This is a genomic window from Aquifex pyrophilus (assembly GCF_054656935.1).
Genome location: NZ_BAAHXJ010000016.1, coordinates 1 through 16,630, shown reverse-complemented (window position 1 = coordinate 16,630; position 16,630 = coordinate 1). Strand labels below are relative to the sequence as shown.

Genomic DNA, 16,630 nt, shown 5'->3' with positions numbered 1-16,630 from the left:
CAGGCAATAATTAAAATTGGGAGTAATAACATCCCCTTTCTCATGACCAGTATTATATTAACAGATACCATGGAAAAATTTCTGATAATAGCGGGACCCTGTGCAATAGAGAGCGAGTCTCTTGTTCTGAGAGTAGCGGAGAAGATTAGGGAGCTTCAGGATAAATTCAGGGACGTTGAGTTCGTGTTTAAGTCCTCCTTTGATAAGGCTAACCGCTCCTCCATACACTCTTTCAGGGGGCACGGGCTTGATTACGGCCTGAAGGCTCTTAGGCGTGTAAAGGAGGAGTTCGGGCTGAAAACGACGACGGATATCCACGAGAGCTGGCAGGCGGAGCCCGTCGGGGAAGTTGTTGATATCATCCAGATACCCGCATTCCTGTGCAGACAGACGGACCTCCTTCTTGCCGCGGCAAAAACGGGAAAGCCGGTAAACGTTAAGAAAGGGCAGTTTTTAGCCCCGTGGGATACAAAGAACGTTGTTGAGAAGCTTAAGTTCGGAGGAGCTAAGGAGATTTACCTCACGGAGAGGGGAACGAGCTTCGGATATAACAACCTCGTTGTTGATTTTCGCAGTCTCCCCATAATGAAACAATACGCTAAGGTTATTTACGATGCGACACACAGCGTTCAGCTCCCCGGAGGTTTGGGAGACAAATCCGGAGGAATGAGGGAGTTTATCTTCCCTCTACTCAGGGCAGCGGTCGCGGTCGGTTGCGACGGCGTTTTTATGGAGACACACCCCGAGCCCGAGAAAGCCCTATCGGATTCCGCAACCCAGCTTCCCCTCGGAGAGCTTGATGGGATAGTTGAGGCTATACTTGAGATAAAACAAGTGGCTGAGAAGTATTACGAAAAACCCGCTAATGTTTGAGGCCCTAATCGTAAGCCTTAAGCTTGCCTTCCTCACAACCATAATCCTTATGCTTCTTTCCCTAATAATCTCACCCCTCATCTCCTTTAAGGAATTCAGGGGAAAGGGATTTCTCCTCTCCCTTTTTACCCTACCCCTCGTCCTTCCACCGACGGTTCTCGGTTTTTACCTTATTCTCCTTCTCTCCCCCGAGAGCCTTCTCGGGAGGCTTGCCAAGAAACTTTTCGGAACGTCTCTTCTCTTCACCTTTGAGGGAATTCTCCTCGCATCTCTCGTTTACTCCTTTCCCCTCGCGGTTCTTCCCGTAATTAACGTTATGGAGAAGGTTAAGAAGGAGTATATGGAGACCGCTTACATATTCGGCTACTCACCTATAGAAACATACGTTAAGGTTGTTCTTCCCCTCTCCCTTGAGGGCATCATAACCGCCTGCATACTTGTTTTCGTTCACACCCTCGGGGAGTTCGGCGTCATTCTTATGGTTGGCGGGAACATACCCGGGGAAACCCAGACACTCTCCATATACGTATACGACAGCGTTCAGGCCCTTGACTACAGAAGTGCCCATATAGCGAGTCTTATACTCCTTTCTATTGCCCTTATATCAACGATTCTCGTATACCTTTTTGGTAAAAGAAAAGGCCTAAAATATTAACGTTATGAAAACGTATGAAGGAGAGCTGATAGCGGAAGGTTTAAGATTCGGCATAGTCGCCTCCCGTTTTAACCACGCACTCGTGGACAGACTCGTTGAGGGAGCTATAGACTGCATACTGAGACACGGAGGAAGGGAGGAAGACATAACACTCGTAAGAGTTCCCGGTTCCTGGGAGATTCCCGTTGCGGTAGGGGAGCTCGCAAGAAGGGAGGAGATAGACGCGGTAATAGCCATAGGCGTCCTCATAAGGGGAGCCACTCCCCACTTTGATTACATAGCTTCCGAGGTATCAAAGGGGCTTGCGAACCTTTCCCTTGAGCTGAGAAAGCCCATAACCTTCGGCGTTATAACCGCGGACACCCTTGAACAGGCTATAGAAAGAGCTGGAACGAAGCACGGAAATAAAGGCTGGGAGGCTGCACTCTCCGCAATAGAAATGGCTAATTTATTTAAGAAGCTGAGATGAGATATCGGAAGAGTGCAAGGGATACCGCTTTCTTAGTTCTTTACAGGTGGGACCTGAGGGGAGATAAGCCCTCAGAGATATTCAAAGAAGTTGTTGAGGAGAAAAACATTCAGAATAAGAACACTTACGAGTACGCTAAGAAACTTGTTGAGACAACCGTGAACAACATAAGCGAGATAGACGCGATAATAGAGAAACACTTAAAAGGCTGGAGCATAGACAGGCTCGGATACGTTGAGAGAAATGCACTGAGGCTGGGAGTGGCGGAGCTCTTGTTCCTCAAATCTCAGGAGCCGGGAAGAGTTTTCATAGACATAATAGACATAGTGAAGAAGTTTACCGACGAAAAGGCTGCAAAGTTCGTAAACGGAGTCCTTTCCGCAATTTATCGCTCATTTCTTGAAAAGAAGAAAGAGAAGGTTAAGAATTAAGGTGAGGATAATACTCAGAAGTATAGAGGTTACTATCGGTATGTAAATCGTAAAGTTATCCCTCTTTATGAGTATGTCCCCGGGCAGTTTTCCGAGTCCGAGGGGAAGTTTCTCAAAGAGCATTAATAGAACACCGGTGATAACGAGAATCAGTCCGAAGATTACCAGAAGCTTTCCAATTTCACCCATCACTTAAATTGTAGTTTATGAGACAGATTTCCGTAATAGGTTCCTCAAGGGCAAATGAGGAGGAGTATGAGGTAGCCTACGGGCTCGGAAAGGAGCTTGCTAAACTCGGTCTCGTTGTCGTGTGCGGAGGGAGAACCGGCGTCATGGAAGCGGTGTGCAAAGGTGCAAAGGAGGAAGGGGGCCTCACGGTAGGCATCCTCCCTTCCTACGACGGGCACGAGGCAAACCCCTACGTTGATATAAAGATAAACACGGGCCTGAGCTGGAACAGGAATCCCCTCGTTGTTGCGAGCGGTGAGATGGTCGTTGCCATAGGCGGGAATTACGGAACCCTTTCGGAGATAGCTTACGCCCTAATACTCGGAAAATATGTCGTCGGATACAAAACCCACAAGGTTGATGGCGTGAAACAGGTCAGCTCCCTTAAGGAGATTCTTGAAGAGGTAAAAAAATTCTTCGGGAGGGCTTAAATGAAGGTGTTTATAACCGGCTCAACGGGATTTGTAGGGAGGCATATAACGAGAAAGCTCCTTGAGGAAGGGCACGAAGTAGTTGCCGGCGTGAGAAGCCTGGAGAAGCTGAGAAACCTTTTCGGGGACTCCGTAAGGGGCATAAAACTTGACTTTGAAAACAGAAAAGAGGTTTTTTATGTGTTAAATAGGGAAAAGCCCGACGCGGTAATCCACCTTATAGGCATACTTTACGAACTCCCATCAAAGGGAATCACCTTCTTTAAGGTTCATTACCTCTATACGAAATACCTTGTTGAGGCATCAAAGAATGCGGGAGTAAGGAAGTTCCTCTTTATGAGTGCCCTCGGAACCCATGACCTTGCGCCTTCCTGGTATCATCAAACGAAGAAGTGGGCGGAAAAGGAGGTTATAAACTCGGGCCTTAATTACACCATTTTCAGACCCTCTATAATTCTCGGTCCAGAGCAGAAACTCTTTTACGATATGAACAAGATTACAAAGCTCCTTCCCGTTGTAGCCCTCCCCGACTTCGGGAAGTATCCCTTCCAGCCTGTTGATGTAAGGGATGTCGCCTGTGCCTATGCGGAAGCCCTCAAAAACCCGGAAACCGACCGAAAGATTTACGAGCTTTGCGGAACAAAGGTCGTGAGCTTTAAGGAACTTCTCTCCGATATATTCTCCCACTGGAAAAGAAAGGTTTTAATGATTCCCCTACCCAAAAGCCTCATGTATATACCCGCATACATACTTGAGAAGATACTTGAGCCCCCGCCCTTCTCAAGGGACCAGCTGAGGATGATGTGGAAGCCAAACGTTTGCGGAGCACTGGAGGACGAAGCGGTAAAGGAAGGTATAAAAGCCATTTGCAAGAGAAATCCGATTTCTTATGAAGAGAGTATCAAATGGAGCTTAGAGCAATTTGATATAATATTTAATAGATAACAATTCTCAATTAGGAGGTGGAAAAGATGAGAAAACTCGCTTTGGCGCTCGCACTCTTCAGCGGTTTTGGACTCGGGGCAAGCGAGAAGGGAAACTCCGAGGATATGAAGCTCCTTGAGATGGCAAAGCAGTATTTCAAGCCCCTTCCAAAGGTAGCGGAAAATCCCGAAAATCCCGTTACGCCCGAGAAGGTTAAGCTCGGGAAGATGCTTTACTACGACCCGAGACTCTCAAAGAGCGGACTGATAAGCTGTAATACCTGCCACAACCTTGCGAGATACGGAGTTGATAACCTTCCGACCTCAATAGGGCACAGGTGGGCAATAGGACCCAGAAACGCACCCACCGTTTACAACGCAGCCATACACATAGCCCAGTTCTGGGACGGAAGGGCTAAGGACGTGGAAGAACAAGCCCTCGGACCCATAGTAAACCCCATAGAGATGGCAAACACCGAGGAAAACGTTGTAAAAACCCTGAAATCAATTCCCGAATACGTTGAGCTCTTCAAGAAGGCATTCCCCAACGAGAAGGACCCCGTTAAATACGTAAACATAGGAAAGGCAATAGGTGCCTTTGAGAGAACGCTCATGACACCCTCAAGATTTGACGAGTTCCTGAAAGGAAATACCGATGCCCTCACCGAACAGGAAAAGAGGGGACTCAAAACCTTCATAGAGGTGGGATGTGCGGGATGCCACAACGGTGCGGGAGTCGGCGGACACATGTTTGCGAAGTTCGGAGCGATAACCGAGTACTGGAAAGTAACCTACCCCTACGTTCTTAAGGAAAAGCCCACCATAAAGGTTGACTTCGGTAGGTTCGGTGTGACAAAGAACGAGGCGGATATATTCGTATTTAAGGTTCCCTCCCTCAGGAACATAGAACACACCTACCCCTACTTCCACGACGGAAGCGTATGGAGCTTAGAAGATGCGGTCAGGATAATGGCTAAAACCCAGCTCGGGAAAGAGCTTACGGACCAGCAAGTTAAGGATATCGTTGCCTTCCTGAAGGCACTCACGGGAGAAATACCCAAGCACGCTTTAGAAGTTCCTGAACTTCCTCCTTCAAGGGAAAACACTCCCAAGCCCCAGTTCTAAGTCCTCTTCCTTTTTCCCCTTAAATTTTTTTGCCTTTTTAAACCCTTAATAATATTAGTCATACAAAACTTGACATAAATTTACTAAATTTTTATAATAAAGAGAGAAAAAAAGGAGGTGATAAAATGGCGGAAAAGAAAGAAAAAATAATCGGTATAGACCTCGGAACGACGAACTCAGTCGTAGCGGTTATGATGGGAGATGAGGCGGTTGTAATTCAGAACCAAGAAGGTTCAAGGCTTACCCCCTCAGTCGTCTCCTGGACTAAGGAAAAGGAGGTTCTCGTAGGAGACCCCGCAAAGAGAAGGGCTATCCTTGACCCCGAAAATACGGTATACGAGAGTAAAAGGTTTATAGGGAGGAAGTTTGAAGAGGTAAAGGAAGAGGCAAAAAGAGTTTCCTACAAGGTAGTTCCCGACGAGAAGGGAGACGCAGCCTTTGATATACCCAATGCTGGAAAGCTCGTAAGACCCGAGGAGGTGGGAGCTCACGTCCTCAGAAAGCTAAAGGAAGCAGCGGAAGCCTTTTTAGGTGAGCCCGTAAAGAAGGCGGTAATAACCGTTCCCGCATACTTCAACGAGAGACAAAGACAGGCAACAAAGGACGCGGGAAAGATTGCAGGTCTTGAGGTAGTGAGGATACTTAACGAGCCGACCGCTGCCGCAATGGCTTACGGACTCCACAAGAAGGAAAACGTAAGGATACTTGTTTATGACTTCGGTGGCGGAACCTTTGACGTCTCAATACTTGAAGGCGGAGACGGTGTTATAGAGGTTAAGGCGACCGCGGGAGATACCCACCTCGGTGGAGCTAACATAGACGAGAGGATAATGGAATGGCTCATTGAAGAGTTCAAAAAGGAACACGGCATAGACCTCAGGCAGGACAGAACCGCACTCCAAAGGCTGAAGGAAGCAGCGGAACAGGCTAAGAAGGAGCTTTCCTTCAAGATGGAGACCGAGATAAACCTACCCTTCATAACGATAGACCCCAATACGAACCAGCCCCTTCACCTCCAAAAGAAGCTAACAAGGGCAAGACTTGAGGAAATGATAAATGACCTCATAGACAGGACCATAGACATAGTCAAACAAGCTCTTGAAGATGCTAAGCTAAAGCCCTCGGATATAGACGAAGTGGTTCTCGTCGGAGGTTCAACGAGAATACCCCTCGTTCAACAAAAGATTAAGGAATTCTTCGGAAAGGAACCCCACAAGGGATTAAATCCCGACGAAGTTGTCGCAATGGGAGCGGCAATACAGGCGGGCGTCCTTGCGGGAGAAGTAAAGGAAATTGTTCTCGTAGACGTAACACCGCTATCCTTGGGAGTAGAGACCTACGGAGGCGTTATGACCGTTCTTATACCCAGGAACACACCCATACCCGTAAGGAAGTGCGAGGTATTCACGACAGCCCACGACTACCAGACCGAGGTTGAGATACACGTCCTCCAGGGAGAGAGACCCCTCGCAAAGGATAACAAATCCCTTGCAAAGTTCTATCTTACGGGAATACCTCCCGCACCGAGAGGCGTTCCAAAAATAGAGGTTTGCTTTGACATAGACGCGGACGGAATACTCCACGTTACAGCTAAGGACCTCGGAACGGGTAAAGAGCAGTCCGTAAGAGTAGAGATATCCTCGGGACTCACACCAGAAGAGATAGAAAGGATAATAAAAGAGGCGGAAGAGCACGCGGAAGAAGACAGGAAGAAGAAGGAGCTCATAGAGGCTAAGAACCAGCTTGACCACCTCGTTTACCAGCTTGAAAAGACCCTAAAAGAAGCGGGGGATAAAGTTCCCGCGGATGTAAAGCAGGAAGCGGAAAAGGTTATTGAAGAGGCGAAGAAAACCATAGAAACCGCAACGGATATAAACGAAGTCAAAAGAGTTACAGAAAGAGTTCTCCAGGTATCCTCAAAGCTCGGAACAACCCTTTACGGGGAAGCGGGTAAGACCGAGAAGAAGGACGAAGGCGGAGAGGGAGAGGTAGAGGCAAAACCCGTTGATTAATCCCCCTCCCCTCCCTATACTTCTTTTTTAATGAACGAAGACGTATTAAGAATTATCAAAGAACCCGTTATCGTCTTTTTTATCTGGTTTGCCTTCCTATACTTAATCGCTTCAGTATTTTTACCAAAGAGGTTTTCCTTCTGGATTTCCTCCCTTGGAACAACCTACTTCTGGCTGAAATACGGAATGGATAAGCTTGAGCTCTTAAAGGCATGGTTTGTTATATTTGCAGTTCTTTTTCTTTACTATTTCGGGAAGGTTCTCTCAAATACTACTCCATTTCTATTCCTCACGGGAAGGAAAATATGCCCCCTTTGTTGTATGGTAATACCGAGAAAGGCAAAGGTTTGCCCTCACTGCGGTTGTGAGCCCAAAGCCTCGTAAAGCTTCGGTCTGTATCCTCTCATGAAGTCCTCACCGCTCATCTTCTTACCTTTGGGTGAGATTAGCTCGAGTATCTCAATGCTTCTTTCCCCACAGGCAACGATGAACCTTCTTTGGTCCTGAACTTCTCCGGGATACCCGCTTATATCAACAACCCTTGCCTTAAGAATCTTTATCCTTTCCCCTCTAAAGAGTGTATATGCGTTGGGATAAAGCCCCCTTATGCGGTCCCTTACGCTTTCCGCGGAAGCTTTCCAGCAAATCCTGTATTCTTCCTTCCGAACGGGAGGGGCATAGGTTGCTTCCCTGTGATTCTGGGGAACGGGTTTTATTCTTCCTTCAAACCACTCCTTAAGGGTATTTACGAGGAGCTTAGCTCCCCTGTTTGCGAGCTTTTCCGAAAGGGTTAAGAAGTTATCCTCCTCCTCTATCTTTACCTTCTCCTGGGATAAGATATCTCCGGCGTCCATCTCCTCGTTCACGAGCATTACCGTGTTTCCCGTTTCCTTCTCACCGGCCATTATTGCCCTCTGAATGGGTGCAGCACCTCTGTATTTCGGGAGAAGGGATGCGTGAAGGTTAATCACCTTAAAAGGCGGTATATCAAGGACTTCCTTCGGGAGAATCATTCCGTATGCGACAACGACTATACACTCGGGCTTAAGTGCTTTTACGATTTCCGTAAGCTCCCTTTTGTTCTCAGGCTGGTAAACGGGAATTCCGAGCTCTTTGGCGACAACCTTTGTGGGAGGGGGCTTTATCTTTTTCCCCCTTCCGGCCGGTCTGTCGGGCTGGGCAACAACACCTATTATCTCAAAATTTTTTGCGAGCTCCTTCAGGCTCGGTACCGCAAACTGGGGCGTTCCCATAAAGAGTATCTTCCTCACACCTCAACCTTCCAGTTATCTATAAGTCTCGCATTACCCACTCTTACCGCTACGAGTATCCTGTCTCCCTTCTCAACGGTCTCTTTCGGCTTTAGGTTCTCGTCCGTTATCTCAACGTAATCTATTCCCTTAACGTGGGGGTGTTTCTCAATAAACTTCCTTATAGCTTCCTTTATCCTATTTGCGTCCCTCTCCCCCGCTTTAATCATCTTCTGGGCAAGCAGGAAGGATTTGTATATGGCGAGTGCGGACTCCCTCTCTTCCGGGGAGAGATAAACGTTCCTTGAGCTGTAAGCGAGTCCGTCCTTCTCCCTTACTATTGGAACGGGAACAATCTCAACGGGTATATTTAGGTCCTCAACGACCTCCTCTATTATCTTAAGCTGTTGATAGTCTTTTTCCCCGAAGTAAGCCCTGTCGGGCTGAACTATGTTAAAGAGCTTCACAACAACCGTCGCAACACCGTTAAAGTGTCCCGGCCTGAAAGCCCCCTCCAATACGTTCCCGAGCTCACCTACGCACACCTTTGTCCTGTATCCCTTAGGATACATCTCTTTAACGTCGGGGGCGAAAACTATGTCAACACCTTCTTCCTCGCATACGGCTAAATCCCTTTCCAAATCCCTCGGATACCTCTCGTAATCCTCTCCTTCCCCGAACTGGGTAGGGTTTACAAATATGCTAACGACGACTATATCGTTCTGCATCCTTGCGAGCCTTATTAAAGCTCTGTGTCCCTCGTGGAGGTATCCCATTGTAGGAACGAAACCTATCTCCTTCCCTTCACACTTCTTGCTCTTAAGGAAGTTCCTCAAGTCCTTTATTTTCTTAAAAAGGAGAGGCATGGGATAAATATTTTAATAGAATTAAGCTTATGGAAGGCAGAGCCACAACCATACTGGCAGTAAGGAAGAACGGAAAAACGGTTATGGGCGGGGACGGTCAGGTCACCTTCGGAGATGCTGTTTTAAAGCACAAGGCAAGGAAGATAAGGAGGCTGTATAAGAACCAGGTTCTCGTCGGGTTTGCGGGAAGTGCCGCGGACGGACTCGCTTTGATGGAGAGGCTTGAGGCAAAGCTTGAGGAGTTCAGGGGAAACCTCATAAAGGCTTCCGTTGAGCTCGCAAAAGAATGGAGAATGGATAAATACCTGAGGAGGCTTGAGGCACTCCTCCTCGCTGCGGACAGGGATAGATTGCTCCTCATATCGGGAAACGGGGACGTGATAGAGCCCGATGAACCCGTCCTCGCCATAGGTTCAGGGGGAAACTACGCAAAAGCCGCGGCCCTGGCCCTTTACAGAAATACCGATATGGAGGCAAGGGAGATAGTGGAAAAGGCCCTAAAGATTGCTTCGGAGATATGCATATACACAAACGACAGCTTCACTATAGAAGAGCTTTAGTGGAGGAACTTAAAGTAACAAATTCTGTTTTCGTGGTCCCTTTCTTTCCACTCTATACCCTTTACCCCTTTTAACTCCCTGACGAAGCCCTCAATAAATCCCCATCCGCACCAGCAAACCGCGTGCTCCACGGGCTTAAAACCGTTTGATGCGAGTAGGTCGTAAAAAACACACCTGCATATGCCTGCCCTATGATTGCGTAAGAGCCTTTATCCCCGTATAGCTTCATCATTTCTTCCGCAAAGGTGTAAACGAGCTCCCTTCCCGAAAGATTCCCCTCAAGCTTTTTCATTACGGTATTTACTCCCCCTTCCCCTACGACTCCTTTCATGAGCTCAATTAAGGTGTTTATCGTCTCCTGCGAAATCTCCTTCCTCTCCATAAGGAATAAGATAGAAAATCAGCCCGCGAGGGAAAGGATATCCTTAACTATATCCTCTTTAAAGGTATTGAAATCCTTCCTTATCTGGGAAAATCTCTCAAGGAGTGAGGTGTTAAGCTTTACCTCCTCACCTTCCCTTATAAATAATTCATACCTTTCCGCAAAGCTATCTATCTCGTCGTAATATCCGGGGTTTTTGTAAAGGTAGAATATCTCGGGGAAGTATTTTGAGAGCTTTAGGAATACCTTTTCCATATCAACGTGCTTGTGGTTAACGTCAACGTCTATAAATCCCCTCTTCTCCTTCAGTCTAACTCTGTTTCCCGCCTCTTCAACAGCCATAAGGCTTGCAAAGACCAGGGCGAGCGTGTCAACTAGGTCTATGTTTATGAAGTCATCCCCGAGGAGGTCCCTCTTGAATGCGTATGTAAGGTCTCCTTCCTTTTCGTCGTAGTAGTATATGTGGTTAAGACCTTCGGTGAAGGTGGCGTAATGCTGATACTCAACGTGGGCTATCCTCTCACCCGTTCTCCCGAATACGCTGAAATGGGTTGATGTGAGAACGTAGGTCTGGTATGCCCCGTGCTCTCCCTTTATAAACTCTCCCTCGTAAAATCCGTTTGAGAGAACCTCCATCTCATCGGTAAGATAAAGAACCTTGTCCTCGGTAATAGCAACTGGTCCCTCGTAATCCGCAAGAACCTTCCTTATATCAACGAGGGCCTTCTCCCCTTCCTTTCCTCCGTCCTTCTTTATTTTGTAGAGCCAGTTTCCGGCACCAACGTAAAGGTAATCCCCTATCAGGTCCAACGTCCTTATGGGCTTCTCAAGTATGTCGGACACGGGCAGCCTCTCTATCCTCGCCTTCTCAAACCTTTCCGCGTCAAGCTTGTATATACCCTCGTGGGTTATGAAGTAAACATCCCTGAGGTCAGATGTGAGGTCTATTATCTCCTTCTCAAAGTCTATCTCCTGGGTTTCCCCGTTCCTCCTGTCCATTCTCATCAGGTATGTCTTTCCCGCTCCGAAGAGGTAAAAGCGGGTGTTCGTGAGGAGCGTGGGCGTTTCAGAGAGCTTTGCGGACTGCCACACAACCTTTTTCTCACCCTTCTCAAGGAGCTCCTTCTTGCTGAACCCCTCCACTCTGTAATCCTTTGCAAGGAAAACTCTTTCTCCGTCGGTATACATATTCATGGTTATTGATTATAACCGAGTAATGAAGTTGACAGAAAACTAAAACATTGGTATATCTTTAGATACCTTTTTCTTTCGGAGGGATTGTATGGAGTACATTGCCCTCGGCATTGCATTTATTGTTGCCCTTGCGATAGCTCTCGGGCAGGCTGTAGTTAACGATATACTCGGCATGAGAAAGAAGGACCCCCTTGAGGATTATCCCTACGAGTGCGGTGTTCCCCTATACGATAAGGAGGCGAGGGGAACCTTCAAGCAGGGATATTACCTCCTCGGGCTTCTCCTGATACTCTTTGATATAGAAGCCGCTTACCTCTTCCCATGGGCTGTTGTGTTTAAGGATATAGGCATTTACGGTTTAATAGAGGTCATTGTATTCGTGGGGATACTTACATTAGGTTTTATATACGCTTGGCGTAAAGGTGCTTTAAACTGGGAGATGTAGGAGGTAAGTGCCATGGTTGCTATAAATTCTAACGGATTTGTTACAACAACGGTAGAAGAGCTTCTCAGATGGGGAAGGAGGAACGCCCTCTGGCCCGTGACGATTGGTCTCGCTTGTTGTGCTATAGAGATGATGCACACCGCTGCTTCCCGTTTTGACCTTGACAGGCTCGGTGTCATATTCAGGGCTTCTCCGAGACAGGCGGACGTTCTCATAGTTGCGGGAACGGTTGTTAATAAGGTTGCCCCGATGCTGAAGCTCATATGGGACCAGATGCCTGACCCCAAGTGGTGTATATCCATGGGAGGATGTGCTTCCGCAGGAGGACCATTCCCCACATACTCAACCCTTCAGGGCGTTGACCGTATCATACCCGTTGACGTTTACATACCCGGATGTCCTCCAACACCCCAGGGGCTCATATACGGAATACTCCAGCTCCAGAGGAAGATTAAGGAACAGGGTATAACCAAATATGACAAGCTCTTTGCTGACTTCAACAGGGAGATAGAGAAGGAGGGAATATTCGTTCCCAGAGAACTTAAGGTGTGAGGATAAATTATGAAATGGATTAACACCGCGAGCGTAGAGAGGGTAAGGCAGGAGTTCAAGGACAGGGTAAAATTTATAGAAACTCAGCACACAAGGGGATTTGAGACGGACTACAACACCCTGAGAAAGCTCCTCACATACCTGAGGGATAAGGAAAGATTTCTTCACTTTGTTGACCTCACCTGCATAGATTTTCCCGAACACCCCAAACGCTTCCAGGGTGTTTATATACTCTACAACCCCGAGGAGAACGAAAGGGTAATAGTAAAGTGCTGGGCTGAAAACGGAAAACTTCCGACGATAGAGGACCTCTGGCCCGGTGCAAAGTGGGCGGAGAGAGAAGCCTACGATATGTTCGGGGTCCTTTTTCAGGGACACGACAACCTGAGAAGAATGTTCATGTGGGAGGGATATGAACACTTTCCCCTTAGAAAGGATTTCCCCCTTCAGGGCATACCCGAGGTTGAACTTCCCTCCCTTACCGAAGTCATGCACGGAAGAACCGACCCACCCTCCCACGACTTTGAACTCGTTCATACTAAGCTCCCCACACTTGAGGACCTTGAAAGGACCGAAAAAGCAAGGCTAAAGAAAAAGGCTGAGCTCGTTCTGAACTGGGGCCCCCTTCATCCCGGAACCCACGGAACTATCTGGTTTTTATTTGACCTTGAGGGTGAGAAGGTCGTTCAGAGCGATGTAATACTCGGGCAGCTCCACAGAGGTATGGAGAAGCTCGCGGAAAACCTCCATTACTTCCAGTTCATACCCTACACGGACCGGATGGACTACATATCCGCCATATGCAACGAGCTTGCATACGTTGAAGCGGTTGAGAGGCTCCTCGGTGTGGAAGTTCCCGAAAAGGCAAGGTATATAAGAACGATGTTTGCGGAGCTCCAGAGGATTAACTCCCACCTCCTCTGGCTCGGAACGGGAGCCCTTGACCTTGGAGCCCTTACCGTTTTCCTTTATGCCTTCAGGGAAAGGGAAAAGATAATGGACATAATAGAGGGAAATGCGGGATACAGACTCACCTCCTGTTTTCTCAGAATAGGGGGAGTTCATTACGACCTCGCTGAGGGAACCCTTGACGTTGTGAAACACTTTATAAAGGACTTTCCCCAAAGGCTGAAGGAGTATCACACCCTTTTGACGAGAAACAGGATTTGGCTCAGAAGGACGAAAGACGTGGGAATTATAACGAGGGATGACGTTCATAAATACGGGCTTTCGGGACCCGTTGCGAGGGGCTCGGGCGTTCCCTACGACCTCAGGAAGCTCCAGCCCTACGCAGCATACGATGAGGTTGATTTTGACATACCCGTGGGAGAGGTCGGGGACGTTTACGACAGGTATCTCGTGAGAATGGAAGAGATGGCCCAGAGCGTAAGGATAATAGAACAATGCGTTGAGAAACTTGAGAAATTACCAAAAGACGCTCCCTATCTCAACAAGGAGCATCCCGCAGTAATCCCTCCGAAGGAGGACGTTTTCCACGACCTTGAGAGCATGGTGAAGTCCTTCAGGGTTGTCGTTCACGGGGAGAGTGCTCCACCCGGCGAGGTTTACTTCAGCGGTGAGAACCCGAGGGGTGAGCTCGGTTTTTACATCTACTCAAAAGGCGGAGGAAATCCCTACAGGCTAAGGATACGCTCGGGAGCCCTCTATAACCTATCCATATTCCCCAAGCTGATTCAGGGAAGAACGATAGCAGACGCTATAGCACTTCTCGGGAGCCTTGACCCAGTCGTAGGTGAAACGGACCGTTAGGAGGGTGGTATGGAAGGCTATCTCCTTTCGCTCGCGCTTATGTTCGTAAAGGTTCTTACCGTTTTCCTCATAGCCCTCGGTGTCGGTGCTTACCTCACATGGTTTGAGAGAAAGCTCGCGGGACACATACAGAACAGGCTCGGTCCCACTGTTGTAGGTCCTTTCGGACTTCTCCAGCCCATAGCGGATGCTATAAAGCTTGCTACTAAAGAAACCATAATTCCCCGCGGGGCGGATAAGCCCGTTTACTACATGGCTGTTATAATGGCCCTCGTTCCATCAATTCTGCTCCTCGCTGTTGTCCCGTGGGGACCCGGTTTCAGGATAGGAAACACCTACGTTGAGCCCATAATAGCGGATGTGAATATAGCCCTGCTTCTCGCCTTTGCCTTCGGTTCTCTATCGGTTTACGGAACCATATTCTCGGGATGGGCATCAAACTCAAAGTATGCCTTTATAGGCTCCCTCAGGAAGGCAGCGGTTGTTATAGCCTACGAGGTGGTTCTCGGCTTTTCCGTGCTGGGTGTTATACTCCTTGCGGGGACCCTGAGCACAGTCGGAATAGTTGAGGCCCAAATTCAGAAGGGAGTTTGGTTCATAGTTTACCAGCCCGTCGCCTTCATACTTTACCTCTACTGTATGCTTGCGGAGAGCGGAAGGGTTCCCTTTGACATACAGGAGGCGGAGGCTGAGCTCGTAACTGGTTATAACGTTGAATACGGGGGAATGAAGTTCGGAGCCTTCCCCCTCGCGGAGTGGTATATAAACGTGATAGCCCTTTCGGCCATAGCGGTTGTCCTGTTCTTCGGAGGATGGGACGGCCCCAACATCCTCGGACCCCTTTCCCCCTACTTCTGGTTTGTGTTCAAGACATTCGCACTCGTTTTCTTTACCCTGTGGCTCCACTGGACCTTACCGAGATTTCAGGCAAAGGACGTCACGGAAATAGCCTGGAAGATACTCCTTCCCATAGCCATTCTCAACGTTATAATTACCGCAGTTGTTGTTTACGCCTTTTAAAGGAGGGATGTTATGAAGGTAAAGAGACTGAACAGAAAGGATTACCTGAATATCCTTGAGGCAATATTCTTTATAGACTTCCTTAAGGGTCTTTCCGTCACCTTAAAGAATCTCCTCAGGAAACCCATAACAACCGAATACCCTAAGGAGAAGCTCACTCCTCCCAAACGCTTCAGGGGAGCCCACGGACACTACGTATGGGACGGAACGGAGCCTGACTCCCTGAAGGCTATTGAAAAGTTCATGTCTTACGAGAAGGCAAAAAGCAGGTGCGTTGCCTGCTACATGTGTCAGACCGCCTGTCCCATGCCGACCCTATTCAGGATAGAGGCTGTTCAGCTTCCCAACGGAAAGAAGAAGGTCGTCAGGTTTGATATGAACCTTCTTAACTGCCTTTTCTGCGGTCTATGTGTTGACGCCTGTCCCGTCGGTTGCCTTACCATGACCGATATATTTGAGCTTGCGGGCTACTCAAGGAGGAATGAGGTTCTCCGCATGGAGGACCTTGAGAGGTTTGCTATAGACTTTAAGCAGAGAAGGGGCGATGAGCCAGACAGAATATGGCCTAACGATAAGGAAAGGGAAAAACTTTGGGGGAAGATAGAGTGGAGTGGATAATATTCTCGGTTCTGGGAGCTTGGTTGATAGTTTCCGCCCTCGGTGTTGTTTTTGTAAAGAGCCCCATTCACGTTATTCTCTTCTTCCTATCCTCACTCCTTGCGATGGCTGGACTATTCCTCTCCCTCGGGGCGGAGCTCCTTGCGGGTCTCCAGCTCATCATTTACGCTGTCGCCATAGTGGTGTTTTACGTCCTCGTCATAACTACTATCCCGTGGGAGAAGATTAAACGCTTTGAGGGTTTCTACAAGGCGGAACTCCTAACAGCTTCCCCGATTCTCCTTGTACTCTTTGTCGTTATGAGCTACATGGTAATTAAAGGAAAGTTAGCCCAGCCCGTAGGGGTTGTTAAGGACAACGTGAAGGAGATAGGAAAGACTTTATTTACGAGCTATCTCTTTCCCTTTGAAGTTGCGTCCGTTATTCTGCTCGTTGCTATGATAGGTGCTATACTTCTTGGAAGAAGGGAAGAGTGAAAGAGGTGGGGAGTATGGATATAATCAAGGCTTATATAATCTTAAGCATCGCTTTATTTTTGATAGGCCTTCTCGGTGTTATAGTTAGGAAAAACTTAATAACCATTCTGGTTAGCACGGAGCTTATGCTAAACGGGATTAACCTTGCTCTTGTTGCGGTTGATAAAGCCCTCGGAAGGGTTGATGGGCAGATTTTTGCCTTCTTTGTTCTGACCGTTGCCGCTGCGGAGGTTGCGGTGGGGCTGGGGCTGATAGTTTCCATATTCAGGCTAAAAGGTTATGAGGCTTCCCACGAAATTTCTCAGCTGAGGGACTGAAAATGATAGAGCTGGGAGCTATTCTGACACCAC

22 protein-coding genes are annotated in these 16,630 nt (G+C 48.0%); 17 read left to right on the top strand and 5 right to left on the bottom strand.

Annotated elements, in window-relative coordinates; all coding sequences use genetic code 11:
* Positions 1 to 69: 69 nt before the first annotated feature.
* Genes kdsA through nusB form a run of 4 tightly spaced genes read left to right on the top strand, consistent with a single transcriptional unit; the run spans position 70 to position 2,428 of the window.
* Positions 70 to 873 carry a 3-deoxy-8-phosphooctulonate synthase gene (gene kdsA, locus ACYQZ0_RS08755; protein WP_459776216.1) on the top strand — a complete coding sequence of 268 codons (804 nt, stop codon included), beginning with the start codon at positions 70 to 72 and terminating at the stop codon, positions 871 to 873.
* On the top strand, positions 866 to 1,528 hold the full coding sequence (modB, locus tag ACYQZ0_RS08750; protein WP_459776215.1) for a molybdate ABC transporter permease subunit: 663 nt from the start codon (positions 866 to 868) through the stop codon (positions 1,526 to 1,528). Before kdsA ends, modB begins: the two co-directional genes overlap by 8 nt.
* A 4-nt stretch (positions 1,529 to 1,532) precedes the next feature.
* A complete protein-coding gene (ribH, locus tag ACYQZ0_RS08745) occupies positions 1,533 to 1,997 on the top strand; it encodes a 6,7-dimethyl-8-ribityllumazine synthase (RefSeq protein WP_459776214.1) in 465 nt (154 codons plus the stop codon).
* Positions 1,994 to 2,428 (top strand): transcription antitermination factor NusB, encoded by a 435-nt coding sequence (gene nusB / locus ACYQZ0_RS08740; RefSeq protein ID WP_459776213.1) that lies wholly within the window; start codon positions 1,994 to 1,996, stop codon positions 2,426 to 2,428. The genes ribH and nusB overlap by 4 nt, the downstream gene beginning before the upstream one ends.
* On the opposite strand, the gene ACYQZ0_RS08735 is transcribed toward nusB, so the two are convergent.
* A complete protein-coding gene (locus tag ACYQZ0_RS08735) occupies positions 2,390 to 2,617 on the bottom strand; it encodes a DUF2905 domain-containing protein (RefSeq protein WP_459776212.1) in 228 nt (75 codons plus the stop codon). The genes nusB and ACYQZ0_RS08735 overlap by 39 nt on opposite strands.
* A gap of 17 nt (positions 2,618 to 2,634) precedes the next feature.
* On the opposite strand from ACYQZ0_RS08735, the gene ACYQZ0_RS08730 reads away from it, so the two are divergent.
* The 5 genes from ACYQZ0_RS08730 (at position 2,635) to ACYQZ0_RS08710 (ending at position 7,531) form a co-directional block, all read left to right on the top strand.
* A complete protein-coding gene (locus ACYQZ0_RS08730) occupies positions 2,635 to 3,087 on the top strand; it encodes a TIGR00725 family protein (RefSeq protein ID WP_459776211.1) in 453 nt (150 codons plus the stop codon).
* Positions 3,088 to 4,032: an NAD-dependent epimerase/dehydratase family protein gene (locus ACYQZ0_RS08725; RefSeq protein ID WP_459776210.1), complete on the top strand. Its 945-nt coding sequence runs from the start codon at positions 3,088 to 3,090 to the stop codon at positions 4,030 to 4,032.
* A gap of 26 nt (positions 4,033 to 4,058) precedes the next feature.
* Positions 4,059 to 5,135 carry a cytochrome-c peroxidase gene (locus ACYQZ0_RS08720; protein WP_459776209.1) on the top strand — a complete coding sequence of 359 codons (1,077 nt, stop codon included), beginning with the start codon at positions 4,059 to 4,061 and terminating at the stop codon, positions 5,133 to 5,135.
* A gap of 125 nt (positions 5,136 to 5,260) precedes the next feature.
* Positions 5,261 to 7,147, top strand: a complete 1,887-nt coding sequence (dnaK, locus tag ACYQZ0_RS08715) for a molecular chaperone DnaK (protein WP_459776208.1) — start codon at positions 5,261 to 5,263, stop codon at positions 7,145 to 7,147.
* Between the two features lie 30 nt (positions 7,148 to 7,177).
* A complete protein-coding gene (locus ACYQZ0_RS08710; RefSeq protein ID WP_459776207.1) occupies positions 7,178 to 7,531 on the top strand; it encodes a hypothetical protein in 354 nt (117 codons plus the stop codon).
* Here ACYQZ0_RS08710 and fmt read toward each other — a convergent pair.
* Both fmt and panC read right to left on the bottom strand, forming a co-directional pair.
* Positions 7,501 to 8,418, bottom strand: coding sequence for a methionyl-tRNA formyltransferase (gene fmt, locus ACYQZ0_RS08705; protein ID WP_459776206.1), 918 nt, complete (start codon positions 8,416 to 8,418; stop codon positions 7,501 to 7,503). The two genes, ACYQZ0_RS08710 and fmt, sit on opposite strands and share 31 nt — an antisense overlap.
* Positions 8,415 to 9,263, bottom strand: a complete 849-nt coding sequence (panC, locus tag ACYQZ0_RS08700; RefSeq protein ID WP_459776205.1) for a pantoate--beta-alanine ligase — start codon at positions 9,261 to 9,263, stop codon at positions 8,415 to 8,417. The genes fmt and panC overlap by 4 nt, the downstream gene beginning before the upstream one ends.
* 29 nt (positions 9,264 to 9,292) lie before the next feature.
* On the opposite strand from panC, the gene hslV reads away from it, so the two are divergent.
* Positions 9,293 to 9,823 (top strand): ATP-dependent protease subunit HslV, encoded by a 531-nt coding sequence (gene hslV, locus ACYQZ0_RS08695; RefSeq protein WP_459776204.1) that lies wholly within the window; start codon positions 9,293 to 9,295, stop codon positions 9,821 to 9,823.
* Between the two features lie 70 nt (positions 9,824 to 9,893).
* Here hslV and ACYQZ0_RS08690 read toward each other — a convergent pair whose 3' ends face one another.
* Together ACYQZ0_RS08690 and ACYQZ0_RS08685 are read right to left on the bottom strand one after the other, a co-directional pair.
* Positions 9,894 to 10,205: a hypothetical protein gene (locus ACYQZ0_RS08690; RefSeq protein ID WP_459776203.1), complete on the bottom strand. Its 312-nt coding sequence runs from the start codon at positions 10,203 to 10,205 to the stop codon at positions 9,894 to 9,896.
* 18 nt (positions 10,206 to 10,223) lie between these two features.
* Positions 10,224 to 11,399, bottom strand: a complete 1,176-nt coding sequence (locus ACYQZ0_RS08685; RefSeq protein WP_459776202.1) for a hypothetical protein — start codon at positions 11,397 to 11,399, stop codon at positions 10,224 to 10,226.
* An 88-nt stretch (positions 11,400 to 11,487) separates the two neighbouring features.
* Between ACYQZ0_RS08685 and ACYQZ0_RS08680 the strand changes: the two genes are divergently transcribed.
* From ACYQZ0_RS08680 to nuoK, 7 genes are read left to right on the top strand one after another with little or no spacing between them, the layout of a single operon-like run.
* On the top strand, positions 11,488 to 11,844 hold the full coding sequence (locus tag ACYQZ0_RS08680; RefSeq protein ID WP_459776201.1) for an NADH-quinone oxidoreductase subunit A: 357 nt from the start codon (positions 11,488 to 11,490) through the stop codon (positions 11,842 to 11,844).
* Positions 11,845 to 11,856: 12 nt separating this feature from the next.
* Positions 11,857 to 12,396, top strand: a complete 540-nt coding sequence (gene nuoB / locus ACYQZ0_RS08675; RefSeq protein ID WP_459776200.1) for an NADH-quinone oxidoreductase subunit NuoB — start codon at positions 11,857 to 11,859, stop codon at positions 12,394 to 12,396.
* 9 nt (positions 12,397 to 12,405) lie between these two features.
* Entirely contained in the window at positions 12,406 to 14,166 is a 1,761-nt protein-coding gene (locus ACYQZ0_RS08670) for an NADH-quinone oxidoreductase subunit D (protein ID WP_459776199.1), read from the top strand.
* A 9-nt stretch (positions 14,167 to 14,175) separates the two neighbouring features.
* On the top strand, positions 14,176 to 15,186 hold the full coding sequence (nuoH, locus tag ACYQZ0_RS08665; RefSeq protein ID WP_459776198.1) for an NADH-quinone oxidoreductase subunit NuoH: 1,011 nt from the start codon (positions 14,176 to 14,178) through the stop codon (positions 15,184 to 15,186).
* A gap of 12 nt (positions 15,187 to 15,198) precedes the next feature.
* A complete protein-coding gene (locus tag ACYQZ0_RS08660) occupies positions 15,199 to 15,804 on the top strand; it encodes a NuoI/complex I 23 kDa subunit family protein (RefSeq protein ID WP_459776197.1) in 606 nt (201 codons plus the stop codon).
* Positions 15,792 to 16,280: an NADH-quinone oxidoreductase subunit J family protein gene (locus tag ACYQZ0_RS08655; RefSeq protein ID WP_459776196.1), complete on the top strand. Its 489-nt coding sequence runs from the start codon at positions 15,792 to 15,794 to the stop codon at positions 16,278 to 16,280. The genes ACYQZ0_RS08660 and ACYQZ0_RS08655 overlap by 13 nt, the downstream gene beginning before the upstream one ends.
* A gap of 14 nt (positions 16,281 to 16,294) precedes the next feature.
* Complete coding sequence (nuoK, locus tag ACYQZ0_RS08650; protein ID WP_459776195.1) at positions 16,295 to 16,597, top strand: NADH-quinone oxidoreductase subunit NuoK; 303 nt, start codon at positions 16,295 to 16,297, stop codon at positions 16,595 to 16,597.
* The last annotated feature ends 33 nt before the right edge of the window (positions 16,598 to 16,630 follow it).

What these genes read in the sequence shown, in the direction of transcription:
- ACYQZ0_RS08680 (WP_459776201.1), top strand. Translation starts at nt 11,488, where the DNA reads ATGGAGTACATTGCCCTCGGCATTGCATTTATTGTTGCCCTTGCGATA.
- hslV (WP_459776204.1), top strand. Translation starts at nt 9,293, where the DNA reads ATGGAAGGCAGAGCCACAACCATACTGGCAGTAAGGAAGAACGGAAAA.
- dnaK (WP_459776208.1), top strand. Translation starts at nt 5,261, where the DNA reads ATGGCGGAAAAGAAAGAAAAAATAATCGGTATAGACCTCGGAACGACG.
- nuoK (WP_459776195.1), top strand. Translation starts at nt 16,295, where the DNA reads ATGGATATAATCAAGGCTTATATAATCTTAAGCATCGCTTTATTTTTG.
- ACYQZ0_RS08725 (WP_459776210.1), top strand. Translation starts at nt 3,088, where the DNA reads ATGAAGGTGTTTATAACCGGCTCAACGGGATTTGTAGGGAGGCATATA.
- modB (WP_459776215.1), top strand. Translation starts at nt 866, where the DNA reads ATGTTTGAGGCCCTAATCGTAAGCCTTAAGCTTGCCTTCCTCACAACC.
- ribH (WP_459776214.1), top strand. Translation starts at nt 1,533, where the DNA reads ATGAAAACGTATGAAGGAGAGCTGATAGCGGAAGGTTTAAGATTCGGC.
- ACYQZ0_RS08735 (WP_459776212.1), bottom strand. Translation starts at nt 2,617, where the DNA reads ATGGGTGAAATTGGAAAGCTTCTGGTAATCTTCGGACTGATTCTCGTT.
- ACYQZ0_RS08690 (WP_459776203.1), bottom strand. Translation starts at nt 10,205, where the DNA reads ATGGAGAGGAAGGAGATTTCGCAGGAGACGATAAACACCTTAATTGAG.
- nuoH (WP_459776198.1), top strand. Translation starts at nt 14,176, where the DNA reads ATGGAAGGCTATCTCCTTTCGCTCGCGCTTATGTTCGTAAAGGTTCTT.
- nusB (WP_459776213.1), top strand. Translation starts at nt 1,994, where the DNA reads ATGAGATATCGGAAGAGTGCAAGGGATACCGCTTTCTTAGTTCTTTAC.
- ACYQZ0_RS08730 (WP_459776211.1), top strand. Translation starts at nt 2,635, where the DNA reads ATGAGACAGATTTCCGTAATAGGTTCCTCAAGGGCAAATGAGGAGGAG.
- ACYQZ0_RS08670 (WP_459776199.1), top strand. Translation starts at nt 12,406, where the DNA reads ATGAAATGGATTAACACCGCGAGCGTAGAGAGGGTAAGGCAGGAGTTC.
- ACYQZ0_RS08710 (WP_459776207.1), top strand. Translation starts at nt 7,178, where the DNA reads ATGAACGAAGACGTATTAAGAATTATCAAAGAACCCGTTATCGTCTTT.
- kdsA (WP_459776216.1), top strand. Translation starts at nt 70, where the DNA reads ATGGAAAAATTTCTGATAATAGCGGGACCCTGTGCAATAGAGAGCGAG.
- ACYQZ0_RS08685 (WP_459776202.1), bottom strand. Translation starts at nt 11,399, where the DNA reads ATGAATATGTATACCGACGGAGAAAGAGTTTTCCTTGCAAAGGATTAC.
- ACYQZ0_RS08720 (WP_459776209.1), top strand. Translation starts at nt 4,059, where the DNA reads ATGAGAAAACTCGCTTTGGCGCTCGCACTCTTCAGCGGTTTTGGACTC.
- panC (WP_459776205.1), bottom strand. Translation starts at nt 9,263, where the DNA reads ATGCCTCTCCTTTTTAAGAAAATAAAGGACTTGAGGAACTTCCTTAAG.
- ACYQZ0_RS08660 (WP_459776197.1), top strand. Translation starts at nt 15,199, where the DNA reads ATGAAGGTAAAGAGACTGAACAGAAAGGATTACCTGAATATCCTTGAG.
- nuoB (WP_459776200.1), top strand. Translation starts at nt 11,857, where the DNA reads ATGGTTGCTATAAATTCTAACGGATTTGTTACAACAACGGTAGAAGAG.